The sequence below is a fragment of the Ruminococcus flavefaciens 007c genome (assembly GCF_000571935.1).
GTDB classification, from domain to species: Bacteria; Bacillota; Clostridia; order Oscillospirales; family Ruminococcaceae; genus Ruminococcus; species Ruminococcus flavefaciens_F.
In genome coordinates, this window is record NZ_ATAX01000036.1 from 132,482 (window position 1) to 153,754 (window position 21,273).

The 21,273-nt window shown below is 43.7% G+C and carries 23 protein-coding genes; 15 read left to right on the plus strand and 8 right to left on the minus strand.

The window, feature by feature from the left end; all coding sequences use genetic code 11:
• Window positions 1-807: 807 nt before the first annotated feature.
• The 4 genes from RF007C_RS15290 to RF007C_RS15305 all read right to left on the minus strand — a co-directional run bounded on the left by RF007C_RS15290 (window position 808) and on the right by RF007C_RS15305 (window position 2,817).
• Entirely contained in the window at window positions 808-1,374 is a 567-nt protein-coding gene (locus RF007C_RS15290) for a hypothetical protein (RefSeq protein ID WP_037301358.1), read from the minus strand.
• A 299-nt stretch (window positions 1,375-1,673) separates the two neighbouring features.
• Entirely contained in the window at window positions 1,674-2,111 is a 438-nt protein-coding gene (locus tag RF007C_RS15295) for a GNAT family N-acetyltransferase (RefSeq protein ID WP_031561151.1), read from the minus strand.
• Window positions 2,083-2,568, minus strand: a complete 486-nt coding sequence (locus RF007C_RS15300) for a GNAT family N-acetyltransferase (protein ID WP_037301364.1) — start codon at window positions 2,566-2,568, stop codon at window positions 2,083-2,085. Before RF007C_RS15300 ends, RF007C_RS15295 begins: the two co-directional genes overlap by 29 nt.
• Window positions 2,569-2,589: 21 nt before the next feature.
• Window positions 2,590-2,817, minus strand: coding sequence for a hypothetical protein (locus tag RF007C_RS15305; protein ID WP_037301368.1), 228 nt, complete (start codon window positions 2,815-2,817; stop codon window positions 2,590-2,592).
• 325 nt (window positions 2,818-3,142) lie between these two features.
• Here RF007C_RS15305 and RF007C_RS15310 point away from each other — a divergent pair, with 325 nt between their 5' ends.
• The gene (locus RF007C_RS15310; RefSeq protein WP_242836319.1) at window positions 3,143-3,565 is read left to right on the plus strand and encodes a VanZ family protein; all 423 of its coding nucleotides are present in this window, start codon (window positions 3,143-3,145) and stop codon (window positions 3,563-3,565) included.
• A 46-nt stretch (window positions 3,566-3,611) separates the two neighbouring features.
• The gene (locus RF007C_RS15315; protein WP_037301373.1) at window positions 3,612-4,220 is read left to right on the plus strand and encodes a hypothetical protein; all 609 of its coding nucleotides are present in this window, start codon (window positions 3,612-3,614) and stop codon (window positions 4,218-4,220) included.
• A 245-nt stretch (window positions 4,221-4,465) separates the two neighbouring features.
• Here RF007C_RS15315 and RF007C_RS15320 read toward each other — a convergent pair whose 3' ends face one another.
• Window positions 4,466-6,376, minus strand: coding sequence for an NAD(+) synthase (locus RF007C_RS15320; RefSeq protein WP_037301374.1), 1,911 nt, complete (start codon window positions 6,374-6,376; stop codon window positions 4,466-4,468).
• 192 nt (window positions 6,377-6,568) lie between these two features.
• On the opposite strand from RF007C_RS15320, the gene RF007C_RS15325 reads away from it, so the two are divergent.
• The 10 genes from RF007C_RS15325 (at window position 6,569) to RF007C_RS15370 (ending at window position 17,042) form a co-directional block, all read left to right on the plus strand.
• Window positions 6,569-7,030 (plus strand): GNAT family N-acetyltransferase, encoded by a 462-nt coding sequence (locus RF007C_RS15325; protein ID WP_051456718.1) that lies wholly within the window; start codon window positions 6,569-6,571, stop codon window positions 7,028-7,030.
• An 18-nt stretch (window positions 7,031-7,048) separates the two neighbouring features.
• Window positions 7,049-9,619 (plus strand): PEP/pyruvate-binding domain-containing protein, encoded by a 2,571-nt coding sequence (locus RF007C_RS15330; RefSeq protein ID WP_037301376.1) that lies wholly within the window; start codon window positions 7,049-7,051, stop codon window positions 9,617-9,619.
• 42 nt (window positions 9,620-9,661) lie between these two features.
• Window positions 9,662-10,939 (plus strand): HAD hydrolase family protein, encoded by a 1,278-nt coding sequence (locus RF007C_RS15335; protein WP_242836315.1) that lies wholly within the window; start codon window positions 9,662-9,664, stop codon window positions 10,937-10,939.
• Window positions 10,940-11,073: 134 nt separating this feature from the next.
• Entirely contained in the window at window positions 11,074-12,408 is a 1,335-nt protein-coding gene (locus tag RF007C_RS15340) for a circularly permuted type 2 ATP-grasp protein (protein WP_037301380.1), read from the plus strand.
• A 12-nt stretch (window positions 12,409-12,420) separates the two neighbouring features.
• Entirely contained in the window at window positions 12,421-13,122 is a 702-nt protein-coding gene (locus RF007C_RS15345; protein ID WP_037301382.1) for an alpha-E domain-containing protein, read from the plus strand.
• Entirely contained in the window at window positions 13,119-13,889 is a 771-nt protein-coding gene (locus RF007C_RS15350) for a transglutaminase family protein (protein WP_037301384.1), read from the plus strand. The genes RF007C_RS15345 and RF007C_RS15350 overlap by 4 nt, the downstream gene beginning before the upstream one ends.
• A 63-nt stretch (window positions 13,890-13,952) precedes the next feature.
• Window positions 13,953-14,894 carry a M14 family metallopeptidase gene (locus tag RF007C_RS15355; protein ID WP_037301571.1) on the plus strand — a complete coding sequence of 314 codons (942 nt, stop codon included), beginning with the start codon at window positions 13,953-13,955 and terminating at the stop codon, window positions 14,892-14,894.
• The gene (locus tag RF007C_RS15360) at window positions 14,891-15,814 is read left to right on the plus strand and encodes a M14 family metallopeptidase (RefSeq protein WP_037301387.1); all 924 of its coding nucleotides are present in this window, start codon (window positions 14,891-14,893) and stop codon (window positions 15,812-15,814) included. Before RF007C_RS15355 ends, RF007C_RS15360 begins: the two co-directional genes overlap by 4 nt.
• A gap of 51 nt (window positions 15,815-15,865) precedes the next feature.
• Window positions 15,866-16,051 carry a hypothetical protein gene (locus RF007C_RS15365; protein ID WP_019679427.1) on the plus strand — a complete coding sequence of 62 codons (186 nt, stop codon included), beginning with the start codon at window positions 15,866-15,868 and terminating at the stop codon, window positions 16,049-16,051.
• Window position 16,052: 1 nt separating this feature from the next.
• A complete protein-coding gene (locus RF007C_RS15370; protein ID WP_037301390.1) occupies window positions 16,053-17,042 on the plus strand; it encodes a guanosine polyphosphate pyrophosphohydrolase in 990 nt (329 codons plus the stop codon).
• Here RF007C_RS15370 and RF007C_RS15375 read toward each other — a convergent pair.
• The gene (locus RF007C_RS15375) at window positions 17,039-17,743 is read right to left on the minus strand and encodes a gamma-glutamyl-gamma-aminobutyrate hydrolase family protein (protein ID WP_037301393.1); all 705 of its coding nucleotides are present in this window, start codon (window positions 17,741-17,743) and stop codon (window positions 17,039-17,041) included. The genes RF007C_RS15370 and RF007C_RS15375 overlap by 4 nt on opposite strands.
• A 320-nt stretch (window positions 17,744-18,063) precedes the next feature.
• Complete coding sequence (locus tag RF007C_RS15385) at window positions 18,064-18,480, minus strand: SOS response-associated peptidase family protein (RefSeq protein WP_242836316.1); 417 nt, start codon at window positions 18,478-18,480, stop codon at window positions 18,064-18,066.
• Between the two features lie 175 nt (window positions 18,481-18,655).
• On the opposite strand from RF007C_RS15385, the gene RF007C_RS18210 reads away from it, so the two are divergent.
• The 3 genes from RF007C_RS18210 (at window position 18,656) to RF007C_RS18340 (ending at window position 20,590) form a co-directional block, all read left to right on the plus strand.
• Window positions 18,656-18,949: a helix-turn-helix domain-containing protein gene (locus tag RF007C_RS18210; protein ID WP_082316797.1), complete on the plus strand. Its 294-nt coding sequence runs from the start codon at window positions 18,656-18,658 to the stop codon at window positions 18,947-18,949.
• A 65-nt stretch (window positions 18,950-19,014) separates the two neighbouring features.
• Complete coding sequence (locus RF007C_RS15395; RefSeq protein WP_037301398.1) at window positions 19,015-20,202, plus strand: tyrosine-type recombinase/integrase; 1,188 nt, start codon at window positions 19,015-19,017, stop codon at window positions 20,200-20,202.
• A 295-nt stretch (window positions 20,203-20,497) separates the two neighbouring features.
• Window positions 20,498-20,590, plus strand: coding sequence for a GGGtGRT protein (locus RF007C_RS18340; RefSeq protein ID WP_369695097.1), 93 nt, complete (start codon window positions 20,498-20,500; stop codon window positions 20,588-20,590).
• A gap of 226 nt (window positions 20,591-20,816) precedes the next feature.
• On the opposite strand, the gene RF007C_RS15400 is transcribed toward RF007C_RS18340, so the two are convergent.
• Window positions 20,817-21,137, minus strand: a complete 321-nt coding sequence (locus RF007C_RS15400) for a hypothetical protein (RefSeq protein WP_019680503.1) — start codon at window positions 21,135-21,137, stop codon at window positions 20,817-20,819.
• Window positions 21,138-21,273 lie beyond the last annotated feature (136 nt).

Consider the following 21,273-nt stretch of genomic DNA (forward strand, 5'->3'; position numbering starts at 1 on the left):
TATAGCCGTTTATCGATTAAATTGTGATTGCTACCCTATCCGCAGTACAGGCTGCAATAAGCGAAAGCAAGTAATTCGGAAATATACTCAGATTGGCTATTTTACGCTGAATCTGGACGATGCTAAGAAGTACATCTACGCAAAGTCTACTAAGCGCAGAATACTAAGCTGGCGTGATATTCACGTTAACGTGTTTATCTGAATAAAAACAATGAGTCCTCACAGTTTCGGCTGTGAGGACTTTTTTGTTCTTGAGTAATCTTTTTGCGCAAAAACGGTAATGTTTTAGAAAAACAAATGACCGCAATTTGGCGGTCATCATTTTATAACTTTAATTTTGTATGCTCCACGGTCTTCGGGACCACAATCCTATCAGTACGGATATTCCGCGATTTAACTCATGTCTATAAAGTATCACTTTTCTTCGATTTTACGGTGTTTTTTAGTTCTGCCTCGACGATCACCTTTTGAGAAATTTTTTCAGTACTGTAGGAAAAGTGTAGGAAAAAATGGGACATTTATTCTTCTTTTGTTTCGCCGCCATAAAGGCGACCTTATTATTCCTATGCTGTTATGAACTCCGTCGGAGATCTATGATATTCCACAGCCTTCTCAAAGACCATATACAGTCAGCTGATGAAGTAGCCTCAGATGTGATAGACGGAAAACTCAATCCCTTTCATCATGACAATGGCAAGGAAGAGGCAAAGTAACAAGAAGCTCCTTCTCCACAAAGACAGATCCCCATATAGAATTTTTGCCCCTGAGTGTTACAAAGAGCTCAGGGGCATTATGTTTATTATGTTACTAAGATAAATCAGAATTTACAGTTTCTTCTTTTTTCAGTGCCTGTAATTCGTATATATAATTACGAAGAACACCTTTTTTTATAAAAAGTATGCTGCCGAGAACAACGATAACCAAAGCTGCTGCACTTACGAACAACGGATTTGCAATCTGAGAAAATGACATAAGAAACTTTGTGCAATCGTCATTTGGCGGCGCAGTTCCATTGAGATAGACAAAAGGAATGATTACCCAAGCCAACAGACAAGATATCGGCACAAGACCTGTGAAAAATGAAAACATCCGGTAAAAAGTGTTGTTTCGATCTTTTTTGTAGAACAATAAATACACAAGAGAAACAATCAGAGGTAAAACTGCTCCGTTTGCGTTAAGCCACAGGTTAGAAACAAATGTGTATTCTCCGCCGTGTCCGCTGACATGGGCTCCAAGTATACTGAAATCATCAATAACTTCTCCGGCTGAAAGCATTACGATTAAATGAACTGTTTCATGAAATAGGATATATAATACTACCACAAGTATTGCTGATACAACAGTGCAAAGTGTCAGTTTGGTTTTTTTATTCATTTCTCGTCTGCCTTTCAATTTTGAGATTACTCTATTAAATTCCGATTTAGCAGAGAGAGTCGTATTGTTCTCTCACTTACCCCTATTATACCAAACCGCCCCGAAAAAGTCAATCTATGGGGCTATGCGGAATAAGAAACGGATAGCCGTCTGATGAGGACGGTCTATCCGTGTTTGAGTATATTCAGTTACTAAGCTAAATCAGAATTTACCATTATATAAACATTACTCCGAGTTTTTTCAGCTTCTCAAAGTATTTTTCTTTTTTGGTATCAAACATAGTGCCTATTGCAGAAGTATTACAGAACCTTTTCCATTCTTATGCAGTCGAAGGTGTCGCCGTGGATGATACTGCTGTCCGTGACAGCATAGCCGAGCTTCCCGTAGAAGCCCGTAGCGGTGTCGCGGCTCTCGACCACGGCATTGGTGAAGCCGAGCTCGCGAAGCCATTTCTCGGCTTCCTCCACGACCTGCTCCCCGAGACCCTTCCCGCGGTATTCGGGCAGCACGACCACCCGCCCTATCATCGCGGAAGCGGCGTCTATCGGATAGAAACGCGCCGTCGCAACAGGGAAATCGCCGTCGAGCAGAACAATGTACTTCGTGTCGGGAGTGTCGTGCTCGTCGAACTCGCGGCGCAGAGTGATATTGTGCTGCTTAGCCATACCCTGTATGCGGACGTAGTACGCGCCCGCCTGCTGCCACGTTTCAGTTGCTCTCATCACTGTTATGTTCATAGCTGTTTCCTTTCTCCATATACACGAATTCCAGTTCATCGTTCACGGCTTTCCGAGCAAATATCGTATAGCCTAGCTTCTGATACAGACAGATATTATCAATACTTCTCGTACTTGTGAAAAGCTCGTACAGTTTATCGGGAAAGCATTTCTCTATCTCGGACAGGAGCTTTGTCCCATAGCCTTTGTGGCGGTGGTCAGGGTGTACCATGAGCTTGCCGATGTAAACAGTTCCGTCACGCTCTTGCGCCCGCACTGAGCCGATAATAGTATTCTTGTCATCGACCATTTTAAGTATAACGCCGCTGCTCCATTCATCAACAACTTCATCGATAGTCTGCTTCAGTGGAGGAATGTCTCTGCTTCCGAACAGGTCAGCCTCGCTCTGATATGCAAGGTATTGAAGCTGTAATATTTCTTTCAGGTCGCTGTGTTCGGCTTTCTTTATTTCACACATACAAAACCTCATTTCTATTATTTACACATCTAAGAATTTCTCTATAACAACCATTATCTCCTCAAGACGCTTACCACCGATACCCTTGATTTTGCTCAACTCTGTCTCAATAGCCGGAAGATCAATTGTTTTGCCCTGTTCTCCGAGCAGCTCATCACCATACTTGAGAATGAAGTTTGTAAGCTCCACGCGGTTCATTTTCTTGATTTTTCGATAAGTGTCCCTGTCGATAATCTCTTGATTTCCCATATATAGCTCCTTTTCGTTTCTTATCACCTATTATAGCACATCGCCGCTATAATGTAAATACGTGAAACAGAAATGCTCAATTAGCGGTATTCCATATATGTAACCTTGACTTTGGGCTACTGTGCAGTGTATAATATGGATAGTAAGCAGGTTAATATGATAAACACGGGATTTATCAGCTTTCTGCTAAAGGAAGGATGCGGTAGTGACTATGATCGAGATTTCCTATCTACAGATGTTTATTTTTATAACTTTCATTTGGATACTTGTGCGATTCATAATTGCGATCAGATTCAAGAAGTTTTCGGTAAAACGCGAACTTCAGATGCTTCTTGTATACATATGCATTGTAGTTATTGCAAGATTTGTATACTTCCCGTTACATTTTGTTGACGGGGAAATAGGTACTCTAACGATTGGATTTTCAAAGACACTGTCTGACATGATAAGTTTAATCCCGTTCTTTTTTCTCTTTGACAGATATGATGGATGGCTTATCAATATTATCGGGAACATAGCAATGTTTATACCAGTAGGAATAGTATGGCCTATCTGTTTTAGAAAGCTTGATAGTATCAAAAAAACTGTGTTTGCCGGTATTTGTTTTATTATCTTTATTGAGCTTTCCCAGTTGTTATGTACAGAAAGGCATACAGATATTGATGACGTGATACTAAATACAAGCGGTGTTTTGATCGGAGCGTGTATTTTATTTGCTATACGAAAAAGTCGTAATGATGTGTCTTAGTGTAAAATATCTGAATGAGTGATATAATGTAAAAGGGTGGTATAATATGAAAAAGAAATCATTTGCTGCAATAATTGCGGCGCTCATACTTCTTTGCATAGCTTCTGGCGCTGCGGTATGTGAAAGAGGACCCTCGCCTGAGGAGATTTTTGAAAACAATAAGATCCTTACGGCGGAAGAAGCACTGGAATGGGCTTATGATAATCCTGTCGTTGTTCAAGACGACGGTCAGATCACTTCCGGCAGGGATGTATGGGACAGCTTTTTTGATTCCGTAAATGCGAAAAAGCCAGCTTCTGTTATGTGCGTATATAACTATGTGCTGGATGAGGAAAGCGTATCTCCCGAACTGTATGAGGAAGAAAAGGACCTGTATCCTCAGCTGTTCTTCTGCTTGCTGCGTTATGACGGAGAAGTATTCCATGTAAAAATGAGAAAAAGCGATGAAACAAAGCTCGATACCGATGAAACATATAAATATCTGCTGCATTTGTCCGCAGAAAACCCGGATACGGCGTTATACAGATACACAGACCAGTATGTTCTGGTAAACGATCCCTCAGTGACATGGGAACAGCTGCAAAGGTCAATGTTCAGTTCACAGTCAAGTGATTGGATAAAGCATTCAACGGTATATATGGATATGTATAATTGAACGCTGACATAGAAACAAGTCCCCGCGATTGCGGGGACGTATTCGTATATAGGTGACTGAAAGGGGAAATATTCAAAAGGTTATTTTAGCCCGAAAACAGAAATCCCTGTTATGCATTTTTCTTATTATATAATTTTAGGCTTGATTAGGTAGTCTGGAAAGATAAGTGTAGGAAAAGTGTAGGAAAATAATAAGAATCTCACAGCCACTTGCAAGTTCGTTTGTGTATCAATTAGATCACGTTATCAATCAATGTTATCCAATTCTTTCAGCCAAATATTAGCGGAAGCATCACTTGGCATACGCCAGTCGCCGCGTGGAGAGAGAGTTACAGTTCCGACCTTCGGACCGTCGGGCAGGCATGAGCGCTTGAACTGCTGTGTGAAGAAGCGTCGATAAAATGTGTTCAGCCATTTCATTATAAATTCCTTAGAATATGTTTCTGCGAATGCGAGACAGGCGATACGGAATATCTTTGAAGGTGAAAATCCGTATCTAAGCATATAGTACATGAAGAAATCGTGAAGCTCATACGGTCCGACGATATCCTCGGTCTTCTGTGATATAGTGCCGTTTTTCTCAGGTGGGAGAAGTTCGGGACTGACAGGAGTATCCAGTATATCAGACAGAACTTTTTTCAGTTCACCGTTCGATATTTCAGCTTCATAGTTTACAAGCCAGCGCACAAGGGTTTTCGGTATGGACGAATTCACCGCATACATGGACATATGGTCGCCGTTGTAGGTCGCCCAGCCGAGGGCAAGCTCCGAGAGGTCTCCTGTGCCGACAACGATACCCCCGAGCTGATTTGCTTTATCCATAAGCACCTGAGTGCGTTCTCTTGCCTGTGAATTTTCGTATGTCACATCGTGAACATCAGGCAACTGCCCTATGTCAGCGAAATGTTGGGTTACGCTCGCGCAGATGTTTATCTCGGTAAGCGTTGCACTATAAGCTTTTGCCAGCGAGCAGGCGTTATTGTACGTCCTATCGGTAGTTCCGAAGCATGGCATGGTTATGGTATGGATACCGCTCCTGTCAAGTCCAAGCATATCGAATGCGTGAACGGCAACTATCAGGGCAAGTGTGGAATCAAGTCCGCCCGAAAGTCCGAGTACAGCCGTTTTGCAGCCAATATGCCTCAGACGTGTCATAAGTCCGACAGCCTGCATGGTGAGTATTTCTTCACATCTGCTGTCAAGTGCCTTTTTGTCGGACGGAACAAACGGAGTTTTTTGGAAAGCTCTGTCAAGGATCGTCTCAGTAACATCAAGCGAAAAATATGCAGTTTTACAGCTCGGGCAAGCAGAAAAAGAGTTCATTCTTCTGCGCTCGTGGGATAATATTTTTATGTCGGTATCAGCAATTGTCAGTCCGCTTGAAAACGCCTTGGACTCAGCTAAAACAGAGCCGTTCTCCGCTATTATATTATGTCCTGCAAAGACCATATCCTGCGTTGATTCGCCTATACCCGAATCGGCGTAGGCATAGGTGCAGGCGAGCGAGCCCGAATGTGCTTTTATAAGCGTTCTGCGGTAGTCTGCTTTGCCTATGACTTCATCGCTTGCGGATAGATTGAATATGATGACAGCTCCCGAGGCTGCAAGCCGCTCCGACGGTGGAGAGCTTACCCACATATCCTCGCAGATCTCAACTCCGAAGGTAAGCTCGGGAAGCTCCCTGCAAGTGAAAATAGTATCTTCAAGATGAACGGAATAATCTTCGTCAAGCTGAATATCCGCACACAGACTTTCGTTGGCAGCGGTAAAATGTCTGACTTCATAAAACTCGCTGTAATTCGGTATATTCTTCTTTGCAACAGCACCGATCGCTTTGCCTCTGTTTACGATAACGGCACAATTATACAGCTTTCCGCAGACTGCAAGGGGTACACCGATAAGTGAAACTATATCCAGTTTTTCTGTCTCTCTGATTATCCTGACAAGCTCATGTCTTGCAGAGCTTAACAGCGCGTCCTGCAAGAAAAGGTCACTGCAGGTGTAGCCTGTAACAGATAGCTCTGGAAAACAGGCGATCTTAACGCCTTTGCTGTGAGCTTCGGTGATGAGTTCAATTATACTGTCAGCATTGTACTGACAATCTGCAACTTTAACATCAGGCGTTGCACAGGCTATTTTTATAAATCCGTCCTTCATAGTATCCCTCCAAAAAGAAAAAAGGCACTGCGAAAAAACGCAGCGCCTTTGCTTGTCTGAGATAATTATATATCAGATACAAGAAATTGTCAAGGAAAAACTTGACATAATAAAACGAGTATGATATAATGCAAGTAAAGAGCAACGGTGCTGAGTATTCAGCACCGTTTTTGCGTTTTTGGAGGTGATACGGTGTTACAGATAAAATATAAATGGACTGACGGCAACAACAGGGATTTTCAGAGATTTTATTTATCTACAGAGGAATACTACAGTAGCCTTGTAGGTGGAGTTCAGAACCGCAAAGGCTTTATCCCTTACAATATATCCGAAAGCATAGGCACTGTGCTCATAGCCTGTATTGATGATATCGCTGTTGGCTGTGCGGGACTTAAAAGATACTCAGATACAGATGTGGAAATCAAGCGAGTATGGGTTGAACCTGAATACCGCCGACATCGTATCGCTGAAAACATGATGAATATGTTAGAAGAACTGGCAGAAAAAATGAAGTTTCAGCGTACTGTGCTGCAAACTCGTGAAGCGATGAGAGAAGCCGTATCGCTTTATGAAAAGCTTGGATACTATCGTATCAATAATTATCCGCCTTACGACAGGCTCGAAGGTGCAGTCTGCTATGCTAAAAATCTGTAATAAAAGGGAGGTGCTTCTATGGCTGCTTTTGACAGGATATTATCGGGAATACCCGAAATGGACACAGCACTGGACAATATAAGGCTTGGCGACAATGTTGTATGGCGAGTTTCGGAACTTTCCGAATTCAGGCTATTCATGGAGCCTTATCTCAGGCAGGCTATTGCAGACGGCAGGAATATCATATATTTCAGATTTGCAAGTCACGAACCACTTGTGGAGAACTGTCCAGAGGTAAAAACTATCGAAGTTCCGCTTTCGCACAGATTCGAGACCTTTACCGTTGATATACATAACGAGATTGAGAAATCAGGCAGGGACGCCTTTTACATATTCGACTGCCTTTCGGAATTGCAGGCGATGTGGGCAACTGACCTTATGATGGGCAACTTTTTCCGCGTGACCTGTCCGTTTCTGTTCATACTTGATACAGTTGCGTTTTTCCCTATAATCAGAGGAAAGCACTCAGTTCATGCCATAAACAAGATACTGGACACCACACAGCTTTTCCTTGATGTTTATTCGGATAAGAAGAACGTGTATGTCCGTCCCGAAAAGGTATGGAACAGAAACTCCGACACCATGTTCCTGCCCCACACTTATGAACCAGAAAGCGGACGATTCAGACCGATACTTGACGGCGTAAAGTCCAGCCGTTTCTATCAGGTACTCGGCAATGCACAGCGTTCGGCAGACGAGCAGTTCATGGACTCGTGGGACAGGTCTTTCAAGAAAGCGAAAGTGCTGTATGAAAACGGAGTCGATATTACCGAGCAGTGCAGTAATATGTGCAATATAATGATGACAAGAGACGCGAAAATGCGTCAGATGGTCAAAAAGCATTTTCGTCCCGAGGACTATTTCAGCGTCCGCGACCACATGATAGGTACGGGAATGATAGGCGGAAAAGCCTGCGGTATGCTCCTTGCGAGAGCTATTATCCGCAATACCGAGCCAGATATAAACGAAGTCCTTGAACCCCATGATTCTTTCTATGTGGGTTCGGACGTTTACTATACCTACATCGTTGACAATAACTTCTGGGATATGCGTATCAAACAGCGCACTGAGGAGGGATATTTCGCCCTTGCAGATGAATTTGCAAAGCAGCTCATGAACGGCAGGTTTTCCGATGAGATGCGCGAACAGCTCAATCGTATAATCGAATACTACGGACAGGATCCGTATATAGTCCGTTCAAGCAGTATACTTGAGGACGGCTTCGGCAATGCATTTGCAGGCAAGTATGAGTCGGTTTTCTGTGCTAACAGAGGTACTCCCGAGGAGCGGCTCGAAGAGTTTGAAAAGGCGATAAAAACCGTCTACGCAAGCACCATGAGCCTTTCTGCTCTGGACTACCGCAAACGCCGCGGACTTGACAAGCGTGACGAGCAGATGTCCCTGCTGATACAGCGTGTGTCGGGCTCTTACTACGGCGCATACTATATGCCCTGCGCGGCAGGTGTGGGTTATTCTTACAGTCCATACAGCTTTCTGAAAAGCTCCGACCAGTCCGCAGGAATGCTGCGTCTTGTAATGGGACTTGGCACGTCTGCTGTTGACAGGACAGAGGGCTCATATCCCCGTCTTGTAAGCCTTGATATGCCCGAAAAAACAGTGTATTCGACTTATGCTGACAGACACAGATTTTCGCAGGGAAAGGTGGAGGTCATCAATACTTCTATCCACGATCTTGAACGTCTGCCGCTGCGTACAATAGAGCCTGAGATACCTGAGTATCTGCAAAATATCCTCCTTGAACATGACTTCGATGCAGAGAGCAGACTGCGCGAAATGGGACGGAGAGTGTCCTCGACATTCATATCCTGCAAGGGACTTGTCAGCAATAAGACTCTTATGTCACAGATGCAGAGAATGCTGCGCTGTATACAGGACGAGTACGAATACCCTGTTGATACGGAGTTCACCATAAACGTTTCCGACAGCGGCGAATACTCCGTTGACCTTTTGCAGTGCAGACCGTTGCAGGTGCTTAAAGACAAGTCGGGAGTCGCTGTTCCCGATAATATACCGCAGGAGCATATCCTCCTCGAAAGCAAGGGAGCTTCAATGGGACTTTCCAAAGCTTCAAAGCTGGATATTATCGTGTACGTTGATCCCGTTGTGTACTACAATATGCCTTACAGCGAGAAAAATACCGTAGCGAAAATGATAGGCAGGATAAACTGGACTTACCGCAGCAGCGGAAAACACATGATGCTCATGGTGCCTGGCAGAGTTGGAACTTCATCTCCCGAGCTTGGTGTACCTACAACATTTGCCGATATAAGCGAATTTGACGTTGTGTGCGAAATGGAAGAAGCCCGTGCAGGCTACAACCCCGAGCTTTCCTACGGCAGTCATATCTTTCAGGACTTAGTCGAAGCGGAGATACTCTACACAGCAGTGTTCAACAACAGCAAAACTCTGCATTTCGCACCCGAAAAGCTGAAAGGACTGCGGAATATGCTTGAAGATATCGACGAAAACAGCGGACTTGACGATGTTATCCATGTCTATGACGTGAGCCGCTGCAAATGCGAGCTCTTCAATGACATAAGGAATGAACATCTTCTTATAACGATCTGAGCAATGGTGCTTATCCGTAAGGGTAGGCACTTTTCTATTGGAGTGAGTACTTTGAAACTGACATTTCCGCCCATAGGCGCAAGAATAGTAAAATCATCAATAGCAGTCGGGCTATGTATGGCGGTGTATTTCATAAGGACATTTCTGCCCGTTGAAAACGGCATACCTTTTTACGGAGCATTGGCGGCTTTATGGTGCATACAGCCCTATTCAGACACCACAAAGAACAATGCATTTCAGCGCTCCGTGGGTACGCTTACAGGTGCAGTCTACGGACTTTTATTCCTGTTGATGTTCCGCAGGCTTGATCTGGTCATACCCGAGTTTGTATATATTTCCGCAAGTATTTTCATAATACCTGTAATATATACGACTGTTGTCATGAATAAGAGGAACGCTTCTTTTTTCTCCTGTGTTGTGTTTCTGAGCATTGCGCTCACTCATTCATTTGACGCTGATCCGTATCTTTTTGTACTCAACAGAGTCATTGATACTTTCATCGGAATAATCATCGGTGTAGCTGTGAACGACTTCCGACTGCCTGTCAGAACTGATAAAACTACTCTATATGTCAGCGGAATTGATGATGTACTCATCTCACCGTCCTCGAATTACAGCAAAGTAGAACTTAACAGGCTTATCCGCAGCGGTGTGAAATTCACCGTCTCAACTACCCGTACTCCAGCCGAGCTTATGTCGATAATGAATGGTACGGAATTAAAGCTTCCCGTGATAGTTATGGACGGTGCGGCGATATATGACATTAAGGAAAAGAAATATCTTGAAATGACCTATCTTTCAAACAGTGTTTCGGAAGAAGCTGAAAGGATCATCTCAGAGTGCGGACTGAACTGTTTTGTGAACACCATGCTTGACACTACTCTGCTGATATACTATGGAGAATTCCGTAATCCTGCCGAAAAGAACCTTTTTGAAACACACAGCAATTCGGCTTACAGAAACTATATCAGCTCGGAATACCGCCGAAAAGACGACAATGAGCGTATTTTGTACATTACAGTACTTGCAGAGAAGATAGATATATTCCTGCTTGAAAGGAGACTTCGTCAGAAGCTGGGAGTAAGTGCAAGGATAAGCTTTTCCGACTCCGAATACGAGGGTTTTATGTACCTTAAAGTTTTTTCGCCGATGGCTTCAAAGGAGAATATGATGTCAAAGCTGAAAGAGCATACAGGTGCGGAAAAGGCAGTTACATTCGGCAGCATACGCGGTAAATATGATGTATATATCAACGACGGCGGCGGAAATGCCACTGTGAAAAAGCTCAAAAAAATATGCAGATCCCATGGAAATTTTTGACACGCAAAGCTTTGTCAGACTATTGACAATTCGTTTCGGGTGTGGTATCATAAGGGTGTAATAAAGCAAGCAAGGGTGCTTATCCGCATGGATGAGCACCCTTATTTTATTTGCTAAGGAATGGAGTGATAACAATGACACAGCAGAATATTGAGCAGTTTACAAAGGCAGTGGGCAATGCAAACGAGATAAATGAACTTCTCAGACGCTACGGCGTAAAATTCGGAATATACAAAAACGGTGTTTTTAACGAGCAATTCTTTCCTTTCGATCCTATCCCGCGAGTGATAGCGTCAGAAGATTTCAAGAGTATTGAAAAGGGACTTGTTCAGCGTGTAAACGCCCTGAATGAGTTCCTTTTTGATATTTATCACGAAAAAAATATCGTAAGGGACGGTATTATACCTGAGAATTTCATTTATATCTCAAAGGGCTATCTTGCACAGTGCGAGGGAATAACTCCCCCAAACCGCATTTACAGCCATATTTCGGGTATCGACCTTGTACAGGCTAAGGATGGAGAATGGTATATTCTTGAGGATAATCTCAGAATACCATCGGGAGCTTCTTATCCGCTTATAGCAAGAGAACTCACAAGGATCGCCGCTCCCGAGGCTTTCTCGGAAAATGAGATAGTGGACAACCGCAACTATGCACAGCTTCTGAAAGAAACAATGGAGTACACTAACTGCGGCGGCATAAGAGCAATTCTAACCCCCGGACGCTACAACGCTGCGTACTTTGAGCATTCATACCTCGCAGAGCATACAGGCTCAGTTCTCGTGCAGAACGACGAGCTTTTTGTTGAGGACAATATACTGTATCACCGTACATATTCGGGCGGCAAAACAAGGATTGGAGTGCTGTACAGGCGTATAGCCGACGAGTATCTTGATCCGCTGAACTTCCTGCCCGAGTCTCTTATCGGCATACCTAATCTTATGGAAGTATACCGCAGCGGAAATGTTGGTATAATCAATGCTCCGGGCAACGGAGTTGCCGACGACAAGGGCATATACTATTTCGTACCGAAGATGATAAAATATTACCTCGGCGAAGACCCCATACTGAAAAACGCTCCCACATATCTGCCGTTTTACGAGGAGGACATGAAATATGTTATGGATAATCTTGAAAAGCTGGTCATTAAGGACGTTGCGGAGGCAGGAGGCTACGGAGTGGTATTCGGAAGAGAGCTTACAAAGGAAAAGCTTGAAGAGTTCCGCAGAACTATCATTGCAGAGCCGAGACGCTTTATCGCACAGGAAGTCATAGATTTTCTCGACCTGCCGATACTGGATAACGGCGAGACCGTAATGCGAAAGGCTGACCTGCGAGCATTCGTGCTCTCTGGAGAAACAACGAGAGTATGGGCTTCGGGACTTACAAGATTCTCGCGTAATCCAGATTCATTTGTGGTGAATTCCTCACAGGGAGGCGGATTCAAGGATACATGGGTGCTTAAATAGGAAAGGAGTATTATGACAACAATATCAAAAGAACACAGCGACCGCCTTTACTGGCTGGGACGCTACACGGAAAGGGCATTTACCACTCTGCGGACAATACAGAAGCTCTACGACAAAATGCTGGACAAGAGCAAAGGGTATGCCGATTATCTGAAATGCTTCGGACTTTACGATAGCTACGGCAGCAATGAAGCCTTTATAAACAGCTTCCTCTACGACGGCAGCAACGCCAATTCTGTTGCATACAGTCTGGAACGGGCATATGATAACGGCATAGTTCTCCGCGAGGAGATATCCACCCACAGCCTGTCGTTTTTGCAGCTTGCCAAGGACAGCCTTGCAAAGTCCGAATTATCCAAAAATACGAGACTGTCCCTGCTTCCTCTGGAGGATCAGCTTTATGCATTCTGGGGCTGTCTGAACGAGTATATCTACAATGACGAGATAAGAAATATTATTTACATCGGGAAAACCATCGAACGCCTTGATCTGTACATCAGAATGGCATATCCCTTTGATACTACACAGAAAGAGTACATTCGCCTTATGAAAAATCTTGAAAGGGCTCCGAAGGGAACACCTTACCGATATAATACAGCGAATTATTCGGAGCTTGTGAAAATAATGGAAAATGAGGATGGATACAAACAGAACTCAGAAAAAGTGATAGGCTGTCTTGAACATCTTTTTGAACCACTGGAGGTAACAGTATGAAAACGCTTAATTTCAGCTTCTCTACGAAGCTAACATTCGATGATTACGTCCACGATCACAGCTTTGCACTCAGGATAATCCCGCCTGATACAGAGTCGCAGAAGATACTTTCATGCAGTCTCAATATTTCGCCCGGCGTCACTACTAAGCAGACTGTTGACGCATTCGGAAACAACGTCACCGCAGGCTATATACAGGGCGATCACCGCTTTCTCGATTTTGAGATAAAGGGAACGGCAGAAGTTGACTCCTCAAAGCACAGTACATTTCTAATGCCCTGTTATCGGTATCAGTCAGAGTATACTGAACCCGATGATGAACTAAAAAAATTCTATGTCGAGCTGAAAGACAAGTATATGGGCGACGCTTCCGAAAAGGCTGCATATTTCAGTGATATCCTCTCCGACATCATAGAGTACAAAAAAGGAACGACCACTACCGCAACAACTGCCGCAGAAGCATTTGCTCTGCGGAGCGGAGTTTGTCAGGACTTCTCCCATATACTCATTTCACTGCTGAGAATGGACGGTATACCTGCACGATATATCGCAGGTCTTGCGTTTTGTGACGGTGAAACTCATTCGTGGGTGGAATACTGGACTGGAGATCACTGGGAGGGTATTGATCCTGCAAATAATTGTCACGTCAACGACGATTATCTTGTTATTTCAATGGGACGCGACTTCCGCGACTGCGCTATCGACAGAGGTGTGATGTTCGGGAGATATACCCAGCAGCTGCAATTGGTGCGTTCGGTCCTGAGCTGACCGCATTTGAAGTGAGAATGGGCGGATATTATCCGCCCGAGAGGAGTGATGAAAATGATAACTATGATAGAAACTATAGCGACTGCATCTCTTGCGGTCAATGAAAACTTGAATATCCAGAAGCGGCGCATTGCAAACGGCAAAAGCAGGAAGCGTCTGAGTCTTGTGACAGGTACACATGGCGATGAGCTTGAAGGTCAGTATCTCGCATATATGATAGGCTCTTATCTCAATGAGAACATCGGCCATCTCGACGGTATCGTGGACATTTACCCTGCACTCAATCCTATGGGTATCGACTCAATAACACGCGGAGTCCCCATGTTCGACCTTGATATGAACCGCGTTTTCCCAGGCTCTAAGGACGGCACGATGATAGAAATGATATGTGCTTCCATAGTTGACGATATTGCAGGTTCTGATGTGTGCGTGGACATTCATTCGAGCAATATCTTCCTGAAAGAGATACCCCAGATACGCATGAGTGTTCCCACTGCTCCTGCACTTCTTCCATACGCAAAAATGATGAACGTGGACTTCGTATGGATACACGAGTCCGCAACAGTTCTTGAATCTACCCTCGCTCATACCCTCAACACAAGAGGAACAAAAACTCTTGTAGTTGAAATGGGCGTGGGTATGCGTATTACTAAGGAATACTGCCGACAGCTCTTTGACGGCATACTCAATCTTATGAAAGAGCTGGGAATGTGGAGCGGCGAAACAGCCACCGTACGCGAGCCTATAGTTTCTGAGGGGCGTGAAGTTGGCTTTGTGAACTCCGATGCGGCAGGCATTTTTGTGCCCTGTGCCGACTTCGGCGATACTGTAAATGAAGGCGACCATATCGGTGATGTGGTCGATCCGCTGACATCGAATGTCGTTGAAAAGGTGGAGGCTGTGTGCAGCGGTATGATTTTTACGCTGCGGGAATATCCCGTAGTTTACGGTGGCTCGCTCCTTGCGAGAATACTGCAGCCGTCTGAGGGAGGTGCAGAGGAATGAAGAGAAAGGTGCTTTTTTCAATGAAGTCGCCATACCGTGAACAGCTTGACGTTATCGGATTCCGTTTCGGTCACGGAAAAAAGTCTGCGGCAATAGTGGGAGCAATGCGCGGAAATGAAGTACAGCAGATGTACGTTTGCAGCCGCATGGTGCAGGAGCTCAAAAAGCTCGAAGCAAAGGGACGTATCGCCGAGGACTGCGAGATAATGGTCATTCCCTGCGTGAATTACTACTCAATGAATATCGGCAAGCGCTTCTGGGCAATGGATAATACCGACATAAACAGAATGTTCCCGGGCTACGATCAGGGCGAGACTACACAGCGTATCGCAGACGGGCTTTTCTCGAAGATACAGGGCTACGAATACGGCATACAGCTTGCCAGCTTTTATCAGGTGGGAAATTTCCTGCCCCACGTTAAAATGATGGATACAGGCTTTATGCAGCCTGATTTGATGAAGGACTTCGGACTGCAATTCGGCATACTTCGCAAGCCCCGTCCCTATGATACGACTACTCTGAACTACAACTGGCAGGTGTGGGAAACAAAGGCGTTTTCAGTATACGCAAATGCTACCGATGATATTGATGAAAACGCCGCAGATGAAGCGGTTTATGCGATCCTGCGCTTCCTTGATAAGCAGGGCATAATCAGTGCAAATACTCCCCCGGGGTACATCACAAAAATAATCGACGAGAGCAAAACGAAGCAGATACGCTCGGAAGCTTCGGGCATTTTCAAGAGCCTTATTGACATTGGCAAGCGGGTTGAGCGTGGTGATGTTCTTGGAGTAATATCCGATCCGTTCGAAGGTGAGATAGTGTCAGAGATAAGGAGTCCTGTTTCAGGAACGGTATATTTTGAATATCACGATCCACTTATAAATTCAAACACTGTCTGCTTCAAAATAATCAGGTAGGGGCGGATATCATCCGCCCGAATATCCAATTCAAGTATAAGGAGAAGAAATATGAAAAAGGAATTTTCAGAAACCAAAACTGTCATATCTCCCGACGGTAAAACCATAACAACAATGACCGTGAGCGGCAGCAGTGAAACGACGGAGAATTCATCGACTGTTTCGACAACATTCACTGCAAGCAACACGACTACTTCAACAACAACGACGACAACAGTAAAGAACGGGGAAAAGTGAAATGATAACTTTGAACGACTATCTGTTTTCGGGAAATACGGTGCTGAAAATACTGCATCAGTATTCAAATGACCTGCGAAACAGTGCAAAGTCAACGCACAACAGTATCGACCTTGCACATTCCAATTTCCTGATACAGATTATTGAATTGCTTGAACACAACGACTTCCTGACCTCTCAGTCCCAGAGGATAAAGGAGTTTTACAAATACATGACAAGGGAATATCCCTTCCTTGCGTTCACTTTCAAGGGACGTATAAAGTCCCTTATCCGCGCCGAGGAAAAATTCAACGGTTATATCCTTGAATACATTTACAAGTATTACAAGAATAATGGCAAATTTCCGTCAGAAGTCGAAATAAAGAGCAAGCTCATATGCTTCCGCGACCTTATCGCGTATCGCATAGTTATTTCGATGCCCTCCTGTCACATCAAAAACGGAGATGAAAGAAGTGAGATAGAGAAGAAATACCTCTATGAAATTGCCGATGTGGTCCTCGAATTTCTTGAGGAGAGAGGATTCACCGCAGAGCTTTCGGGCTTCACTGAGGACAGGTATTCTGACAAGCTCAAAGAGGCTGTTAGACCGTATTACCGCGACTATGTCTCATTTCCCAGAAGTACAGGCTATCAGTCCATACACATAACCTTTTACGACAATCTTGCCCGCTGCTATACGGAATTGCAGCTACGTACAAAGGATATGGACGACTTTGCGGAGATAGGCGATGCAAATCACTTCGGCTATGAGAAATTGCAGGAAGCAAGACGCACCAAACGCGATGAGATACCTGTTAGCGAGTGTATTTATTTTGATGAAGCATACGAACGCCTAACGAAATTACAGGAGCTGGAGCTCGCGGATATAGATGTGAATATGTTCAAGGCTATAAACAATCAGCTCATAAACGACGGCTGCGGATTGTTCAGAGGTCGGCAGATCCTGCCTTTCGAGCACTTATCACGTTTCCAGAACGATCTTATAGATTAACAGTGAGCAACAAATTCCTTGAAGATAAGGCGGCTGTTTTCGTCTTTGAGATAAGAAAATTCGGGGTGCCATTGTACTGCCCAGAGGAACTTTCGCTCTGGAGCGTAAACGGCTTCGATAAGTCCGTCGGGCGCTTTTGCCATAGGTAAAAGTGCAGTAGAAAGTTTGCATATTCCCTGATGATGATAGCTGTTCACAGGAAGGGTATTTGTTTTCAGAAGATCATACAGCGGTGAATCTGATTCTATATTCACTTCATGTACAGGAATATCGTACGGCGGCTTCTGGCAATGCGGCACACTATCGGAGAACTGGGAGGGTATATCCTGCCACAGAGTTCCGCCAAGTGCGGCGTTTATGAACTGTATGCCGCGGCATATGCCGAGTATGGGGTTATCAGCTTCCATTGCCCGCTTTAGAAGCAGTTCCTCCATAACGTCGCGCTCGGGACTGCACTCGCCACAGGCGCCTATTTTTCTTGCGGAGTACAGCTTTGGATCAACGTCCTGACCTCCCGTGAACAGAAAGCCGTCACACATAGATGTTATCTGTTCGATATCAGCACTGTCGCTCGTCAGAGGAAGCATAACAGGCAGACCTCCTGCTTCAATTATCCCTCCGAAATACCCGGGAAGCATCCAATAGCTGGTTTTATTGTAGTCGAAAAGAGGTATAACGCCTATAACAGGTCTTTTGCTCATATTATTTCCTCCAATACAAAAAAGGTGCATACGGTAAATACCGCAGCACCTTTGCTTTATATAATGATTATAGTATTTTTTGTCAGGAAAGTCAAGCATTATCTGCTGTAGGACTGTGGTGATTCAGAAGGAAATGGACTTGCGTTCTAACACTTTCTACCGTCAGCTCAGGGAATATGAGCAAGGAATATAGTAGCAATATATCGTGGTCTATTGAAATACAAAAAACTATTTCACACAAATGCTTTTTCGGTTTTTGACATATTGCAAATATGAACGACACCCTTTTGAAATGAATCGGAGTCGGCATTGCCGACTCCTCATGCTGTAATGGTCTCAGGTGGAAACCGAGGATAATCAACTGCTCTCTCGAATACCATATTGGACAGTGCCTTCTCAACTATAGCGCTGGGATCTCCATTCGGGCGTATCCATTCCAGTATGTTATCCTTATCCAGTATAACAGGCATTCGGTCGTGTATATCCTTTACTGTGCCTGCTGCTTCTCTGGTGAGAACAGAAAACATAGGTACTTGCATACCGTCATGCTCCTCATATCGATAAAGTCCTGCGATATATGTGATGTCTGAGCCTTCGGTCTGTATGGCGAATTTGACCTTCTTGGTATTTCGGTGCTCAGTTATGCTGCGGCTATCATCGTCATATACAGGATATCCCCATTCATAGTACCAAGAGGCAGGGATAACGCATCTTCTCCTGTACCATGAATCCGTCAAATGTGTCGGTCTATGCCGGACCTATCTTCGACATTGATGTGACTGGAATGTGCCCACCATTCCCAGTGAGTGGTAACAATAACACTTATTGATTTTTAGGACTCCCTTTGGGGAGTTACACTACATTTATTATATTATATTAGACGTTAATCGTCAAGTGAAAGGAGTATTATATATGAATATCAACTCAAATTCTAACCACGCAGATGCAATTCCTCAGAACGTTAATGAGCGTCAAAAAGAAGGTGTTGTTCCTGAGAAAATTCTTTACACCGTAAAGGAAGTCTCGACAATAATGCACACTAATACTGGATACGTATATCAGCTTATCAGCTCGGGCTTGTTGCCTGCGCTCAAACTTGGATCATACAAGATCAGACACATATCTTTGATGAGATTTTTGGAAGATTATGACGGCTATGACCTTACTGATCCACGTGATGTTGAGAAGATATCAGTATCTGCTTAATGTAAAAAAAACAAGTATAGCGCCTGTATAAGGCGCTATATTCTTGCTAAGGCAGGGGGAATAATATGACAGAGATAAACACTCGAAAACGCGGCAAGCACTGGGAATACTATTTTGAAGTTGCAAGGATTAAAGGTAAACGCCAACGTTTCAGCAAAGGAGGTTTTAGTACTAAGGCAGATGCCCTAACTGCTGGAACAAAGGCTATGAACGAGTATTTGAATGCTGGCACAGTTTTTGTTCCGACAGAAATATCTATGAGTGATTACATGGATTATTGGATAGATATGTACTGCCGCCCCAACTTAAAACCATCCACTATTGCGAGCTATCAAAAACATATCCGACTTCACATATCACCTATAATTGGACAATATCGCTTAACAAGTATAACTTCAGAGCAGTTACAATCACTTATAAATGACTTGGTATCACAAGGATTTAGTAAGAATACAATTATAAGTATTAAGGGTATACTTTCAAGCAGTCTGAATTACGCAGTTCAGCCTCTGCATTATATACAAACCTCACCTATGATTTATGTGAAAATCCCCAAAGGATCTCGCAGCAATTATAAAGCTTCGCTATATGTCAGAGACGTCATTGAGAATGATATCATCGACAAGATTTTTGAACGCTTTCCTAAAGGCTCTTCGCCTTATCTTCCTATGATGCTAGCTTATCATTGCGGTTTAAGATTAGGGGAGGCTTTTGCAGTAACATGGGACAGTGTCGATTTCGATAATAAGACTATCACTATTGACAAGCAGCTTCAATGGCACGATGAAAAGAAAGTGTGGTATCTTACACCGCCCAAGTATAATTCTTCCAGAGTTGTCGATATAGACCAATTTGTTATTGATCTCTTAAAGGAGCTCAAAGCGGAGCAGGCCGCGAACAAGGCGTTCTACGAAGAATACTATACTACTTTGCACTTTAATGAGAAGGAGGGCATAAATAACCACAGCGGCGAAGTAATCGACTTTATAAATGTATACGAGAACGGCTGCTTTATACAGCCACGCATTATGCAGCATACGAGCACTGTGATACATGAGTTTTGTCCAAACTTCAATTTTCACTCTCTCAGGCATACTCATTGTACAAGACTGCTTGAAGCTGGTCTGCCGCTGAAATATGTGCAGGAAAGGCTTGGACATAAAAATATCAACGTAACAATGAACATCTACAATCATCTCACTCGCAGCCAAGCCGAGCAGAGCAAAAAAGACTTAGAGAATGTATTCAAATAATCAACTATCTGCCGTTTAGATTTAAATCTAAGCGGCGTTATTTTTTTGGCTCATAAAAAGAATGCTGTCTACTACTTGCAAATCATGCCGTTTTTTGTTATAATGTAAAAAAGCATATAGTCTGTTTGTCTCAAAATATAGGCGGTTGTAGCAACCGTACTTTGTCACCCATTTGTCACCCGAATCCGAGTTGAAAGCAGAACAGCTCCAAATCTGACAAAACTGATTAGAAGCTGAATTTGTGGAAATATAGCGGTTTATCGGTAGTAATTAACTACTGCTTGAATCAGTCGAAATGACAATAAATGGGCGAAAAAAGATGGGCAACAACCCGATGGTTGGCGCAACAGTTGCTTGTGCAGTTGCTGTTGAAGAGGCTATGAAGTAATTTATTACCTGATATATAAAGAAAGAGCAGTCCGCAGGGACTGCTCTTTTTTTGGAGGATGTGCGATGACGGTATCATTCGGCATCGCTAAGATATCCGGAATTCATGATTAATGCACCGCTGTATGATAACGGTACAGCGGGATATTTAAAGCCTGAAAGCTCTTACCGTGCTTTCAGGCCCTATTCCTTTTCAGTGCCTATGCTGAAAAGGTTTTTTCATTGATTTAATATATTCTGCAAAACACATTGGAGAGCGCGCTGCTGAGCTCGAAATACTGCTGATTGATCTCGTGAGCGTCAACGTACTCTGCAATCTCCTCTCTCAGGTCGCGCGGCTGCTCGTCAGAGTCGATGAGCACGCTGTCCAGTGAATAGTTGAAGTCCTGATCCATTGTGAAAAGGAGTACTCCGCAATCCTCACACTCTTTCTCTAAGATGTGGTTTACGAAATCTTTACTTACGGGAAGGTACAGACAGTCATAATCGTCGTCGTACATATAGTGATTCCTTCCTGTAACGATGTCGTCATAAATTTCGCCTAACATTGAAAATAACCTCATAAAAAAGGCCCCCCTAATAAATAAATTATGTATCTATAATACTATTTGTTTGCAAATTTGAAAATACTTTTTAATAAAAAGTCACATTTTGTTAATCATATTCGTGATACTGCTGCAAAAT

What these genes read in the sequence shown, in the direction of transcription:
- RF007C_RS15290 (WP_037301358.1), bottom strand. Translation starts at nt 1,374, where the DNA reads ATGAATAAAAAAACCAAACTGACACTTTGCACTGTTGTATCAGCAATA.
- RF007C_RS15295 (WP_031561151.1), bottom strand. Translation starts at nt 2,111, where the DNA reads ATGAACATAACAGTGATGAGAGCAACTGAAACGTGGCAGCAGGCGGGC.
- RF007C_RS15300 (WP_037301364.1), bottom strand. Translation starts at nt 2,568, where the DNA reads ATGTGTGAAATAAAGAAAGCCGAACACAGCGACCTGAAAGAAATATTA.
- RF007C_RS15305 (WP_037301368.1), bottom strand. Translation starts at nt 2,817, where the DNA reads ATGGGAAATCAAGAGATTATCGACAGGGACACTTATCGAAAAATCAAG.
- RF007C_RS15310 (WP_242836319.1), top strand. Translation starts at nt 3,143, where the DNA reads ATGCTTCTTGTATACATATGCATTGTAGTTATTGCAAGATTTGTATAC.
- RF007C_RS15315 (WP_037301373.1), top strand. Translation starts at nt 3,612, where the DNA reads ATGAAAAAGAAATCATTTGCTGCAATAATTGCGGCGCTCATACTTCTT.
- RF007C_RS15320 (WP_037301374.1), bottom strand. Translation starts at nt 6,376, where the DNA reads ATGAAGGACGGATTTATAAAAATAGCCTGTGCAACGCCTGATGTTAAA.
- RF007C_RS15330 (WP_037301376.1), top strand. Translation starts at nt 7,049, where the DNA reads ATGGCTGCTTTTGACAGGATATTATCGGGAATACCCGAAATGGACACA.
- RF007C_RS15340 (WP_037301380.1), top strand. Translation starts at nt 11,074, where the DNA reads ATGACACAGCAGAATATTGAGCAGTTTACAAAGGCAGTGGGCAATGCA.
- RF007C_RS15345 (WP_037301382.1), top strand. Translation starts at nt 12,421, where the DNA reads ATGACAACAATATCAAAAGAACACAGCGACCGCCTTTACTGGCTGGGA.
- RF007C_RS15350 (WP_037301384.1), top strand. Translation starts at nt 13,119, where the DNA reads ATGAAAACGCTTAATTTCAGCTTCTCTACGAAGCTAACATTCGATGAT.
- RF007C_RS15355 (WP_037301571.1), top strand. Translation starts at nt 13,953, where the DNA reads ATGATAGAAACTATAGCGACTGCATCTCTTGCGGTCAATGAAAACTTG.
- RF007C_RS15360 (WP_037301387.1), top strand. Translation starts at nt 14,891, where the DNA reads ATGAAGAGAAAGGTGCTTTTTTCAATGAAGTCGCCATACCGTGAACAG.
- RF007C_RS15365 (WP_019679427.1), top strand. Translation starts at nt 15,866, where the DNA reads ATGAAAAAGGAATTTTCAGAAACCAAAACTGTCATATCTCCCGACGGT.
- RF007C_RS15370 (WP_037301390.1), top strand. Translation starts at nt 16,053, where the DNA reads ATGATAACTTTGAACGACTATCTGTTTTCGGGAAATACGGTGCTGAAA.
- RF007C_RS15375 (WP_037301393.1), bottom strand. Translation starts at nt 17,743, where the DNA reads ATGAGCAAAAGACCTGTTATAGGCGTTATACCTCTTTTCGACTACAAT.
- RF007C_RS18210 (WP_082316797.1), top strand. Translation starts at nt 18,656, where the DNA reads ATGAATATCAACTCAAATTCTAACCACGCAGATGCAATTCCTCAGAAC.
- RF007C_RS15395 (WP_037301398.1), top strand. Translation starts at nt 19,015, where the DNA reads ATGACAGAGATAAACACTCGAAAACGCGGCAAGCACTGGGAATACTAT.
- RF007C_RS18340 (WP_369695097.1), top strand. Translation starts at nt 20,498, where the DNA reads ATGACAATAAATGGGCGAAAAAAGATGGGCAACAACCCGATGGTTGGC.
- RF007C_RS15400 (WP_019680503.1), bottom strand. Translation starts at nt 21,137, where the DNA reads ATGTTAGGCGAAATTTATGACGACATCGTTACAGGAAGGAATCACTAT.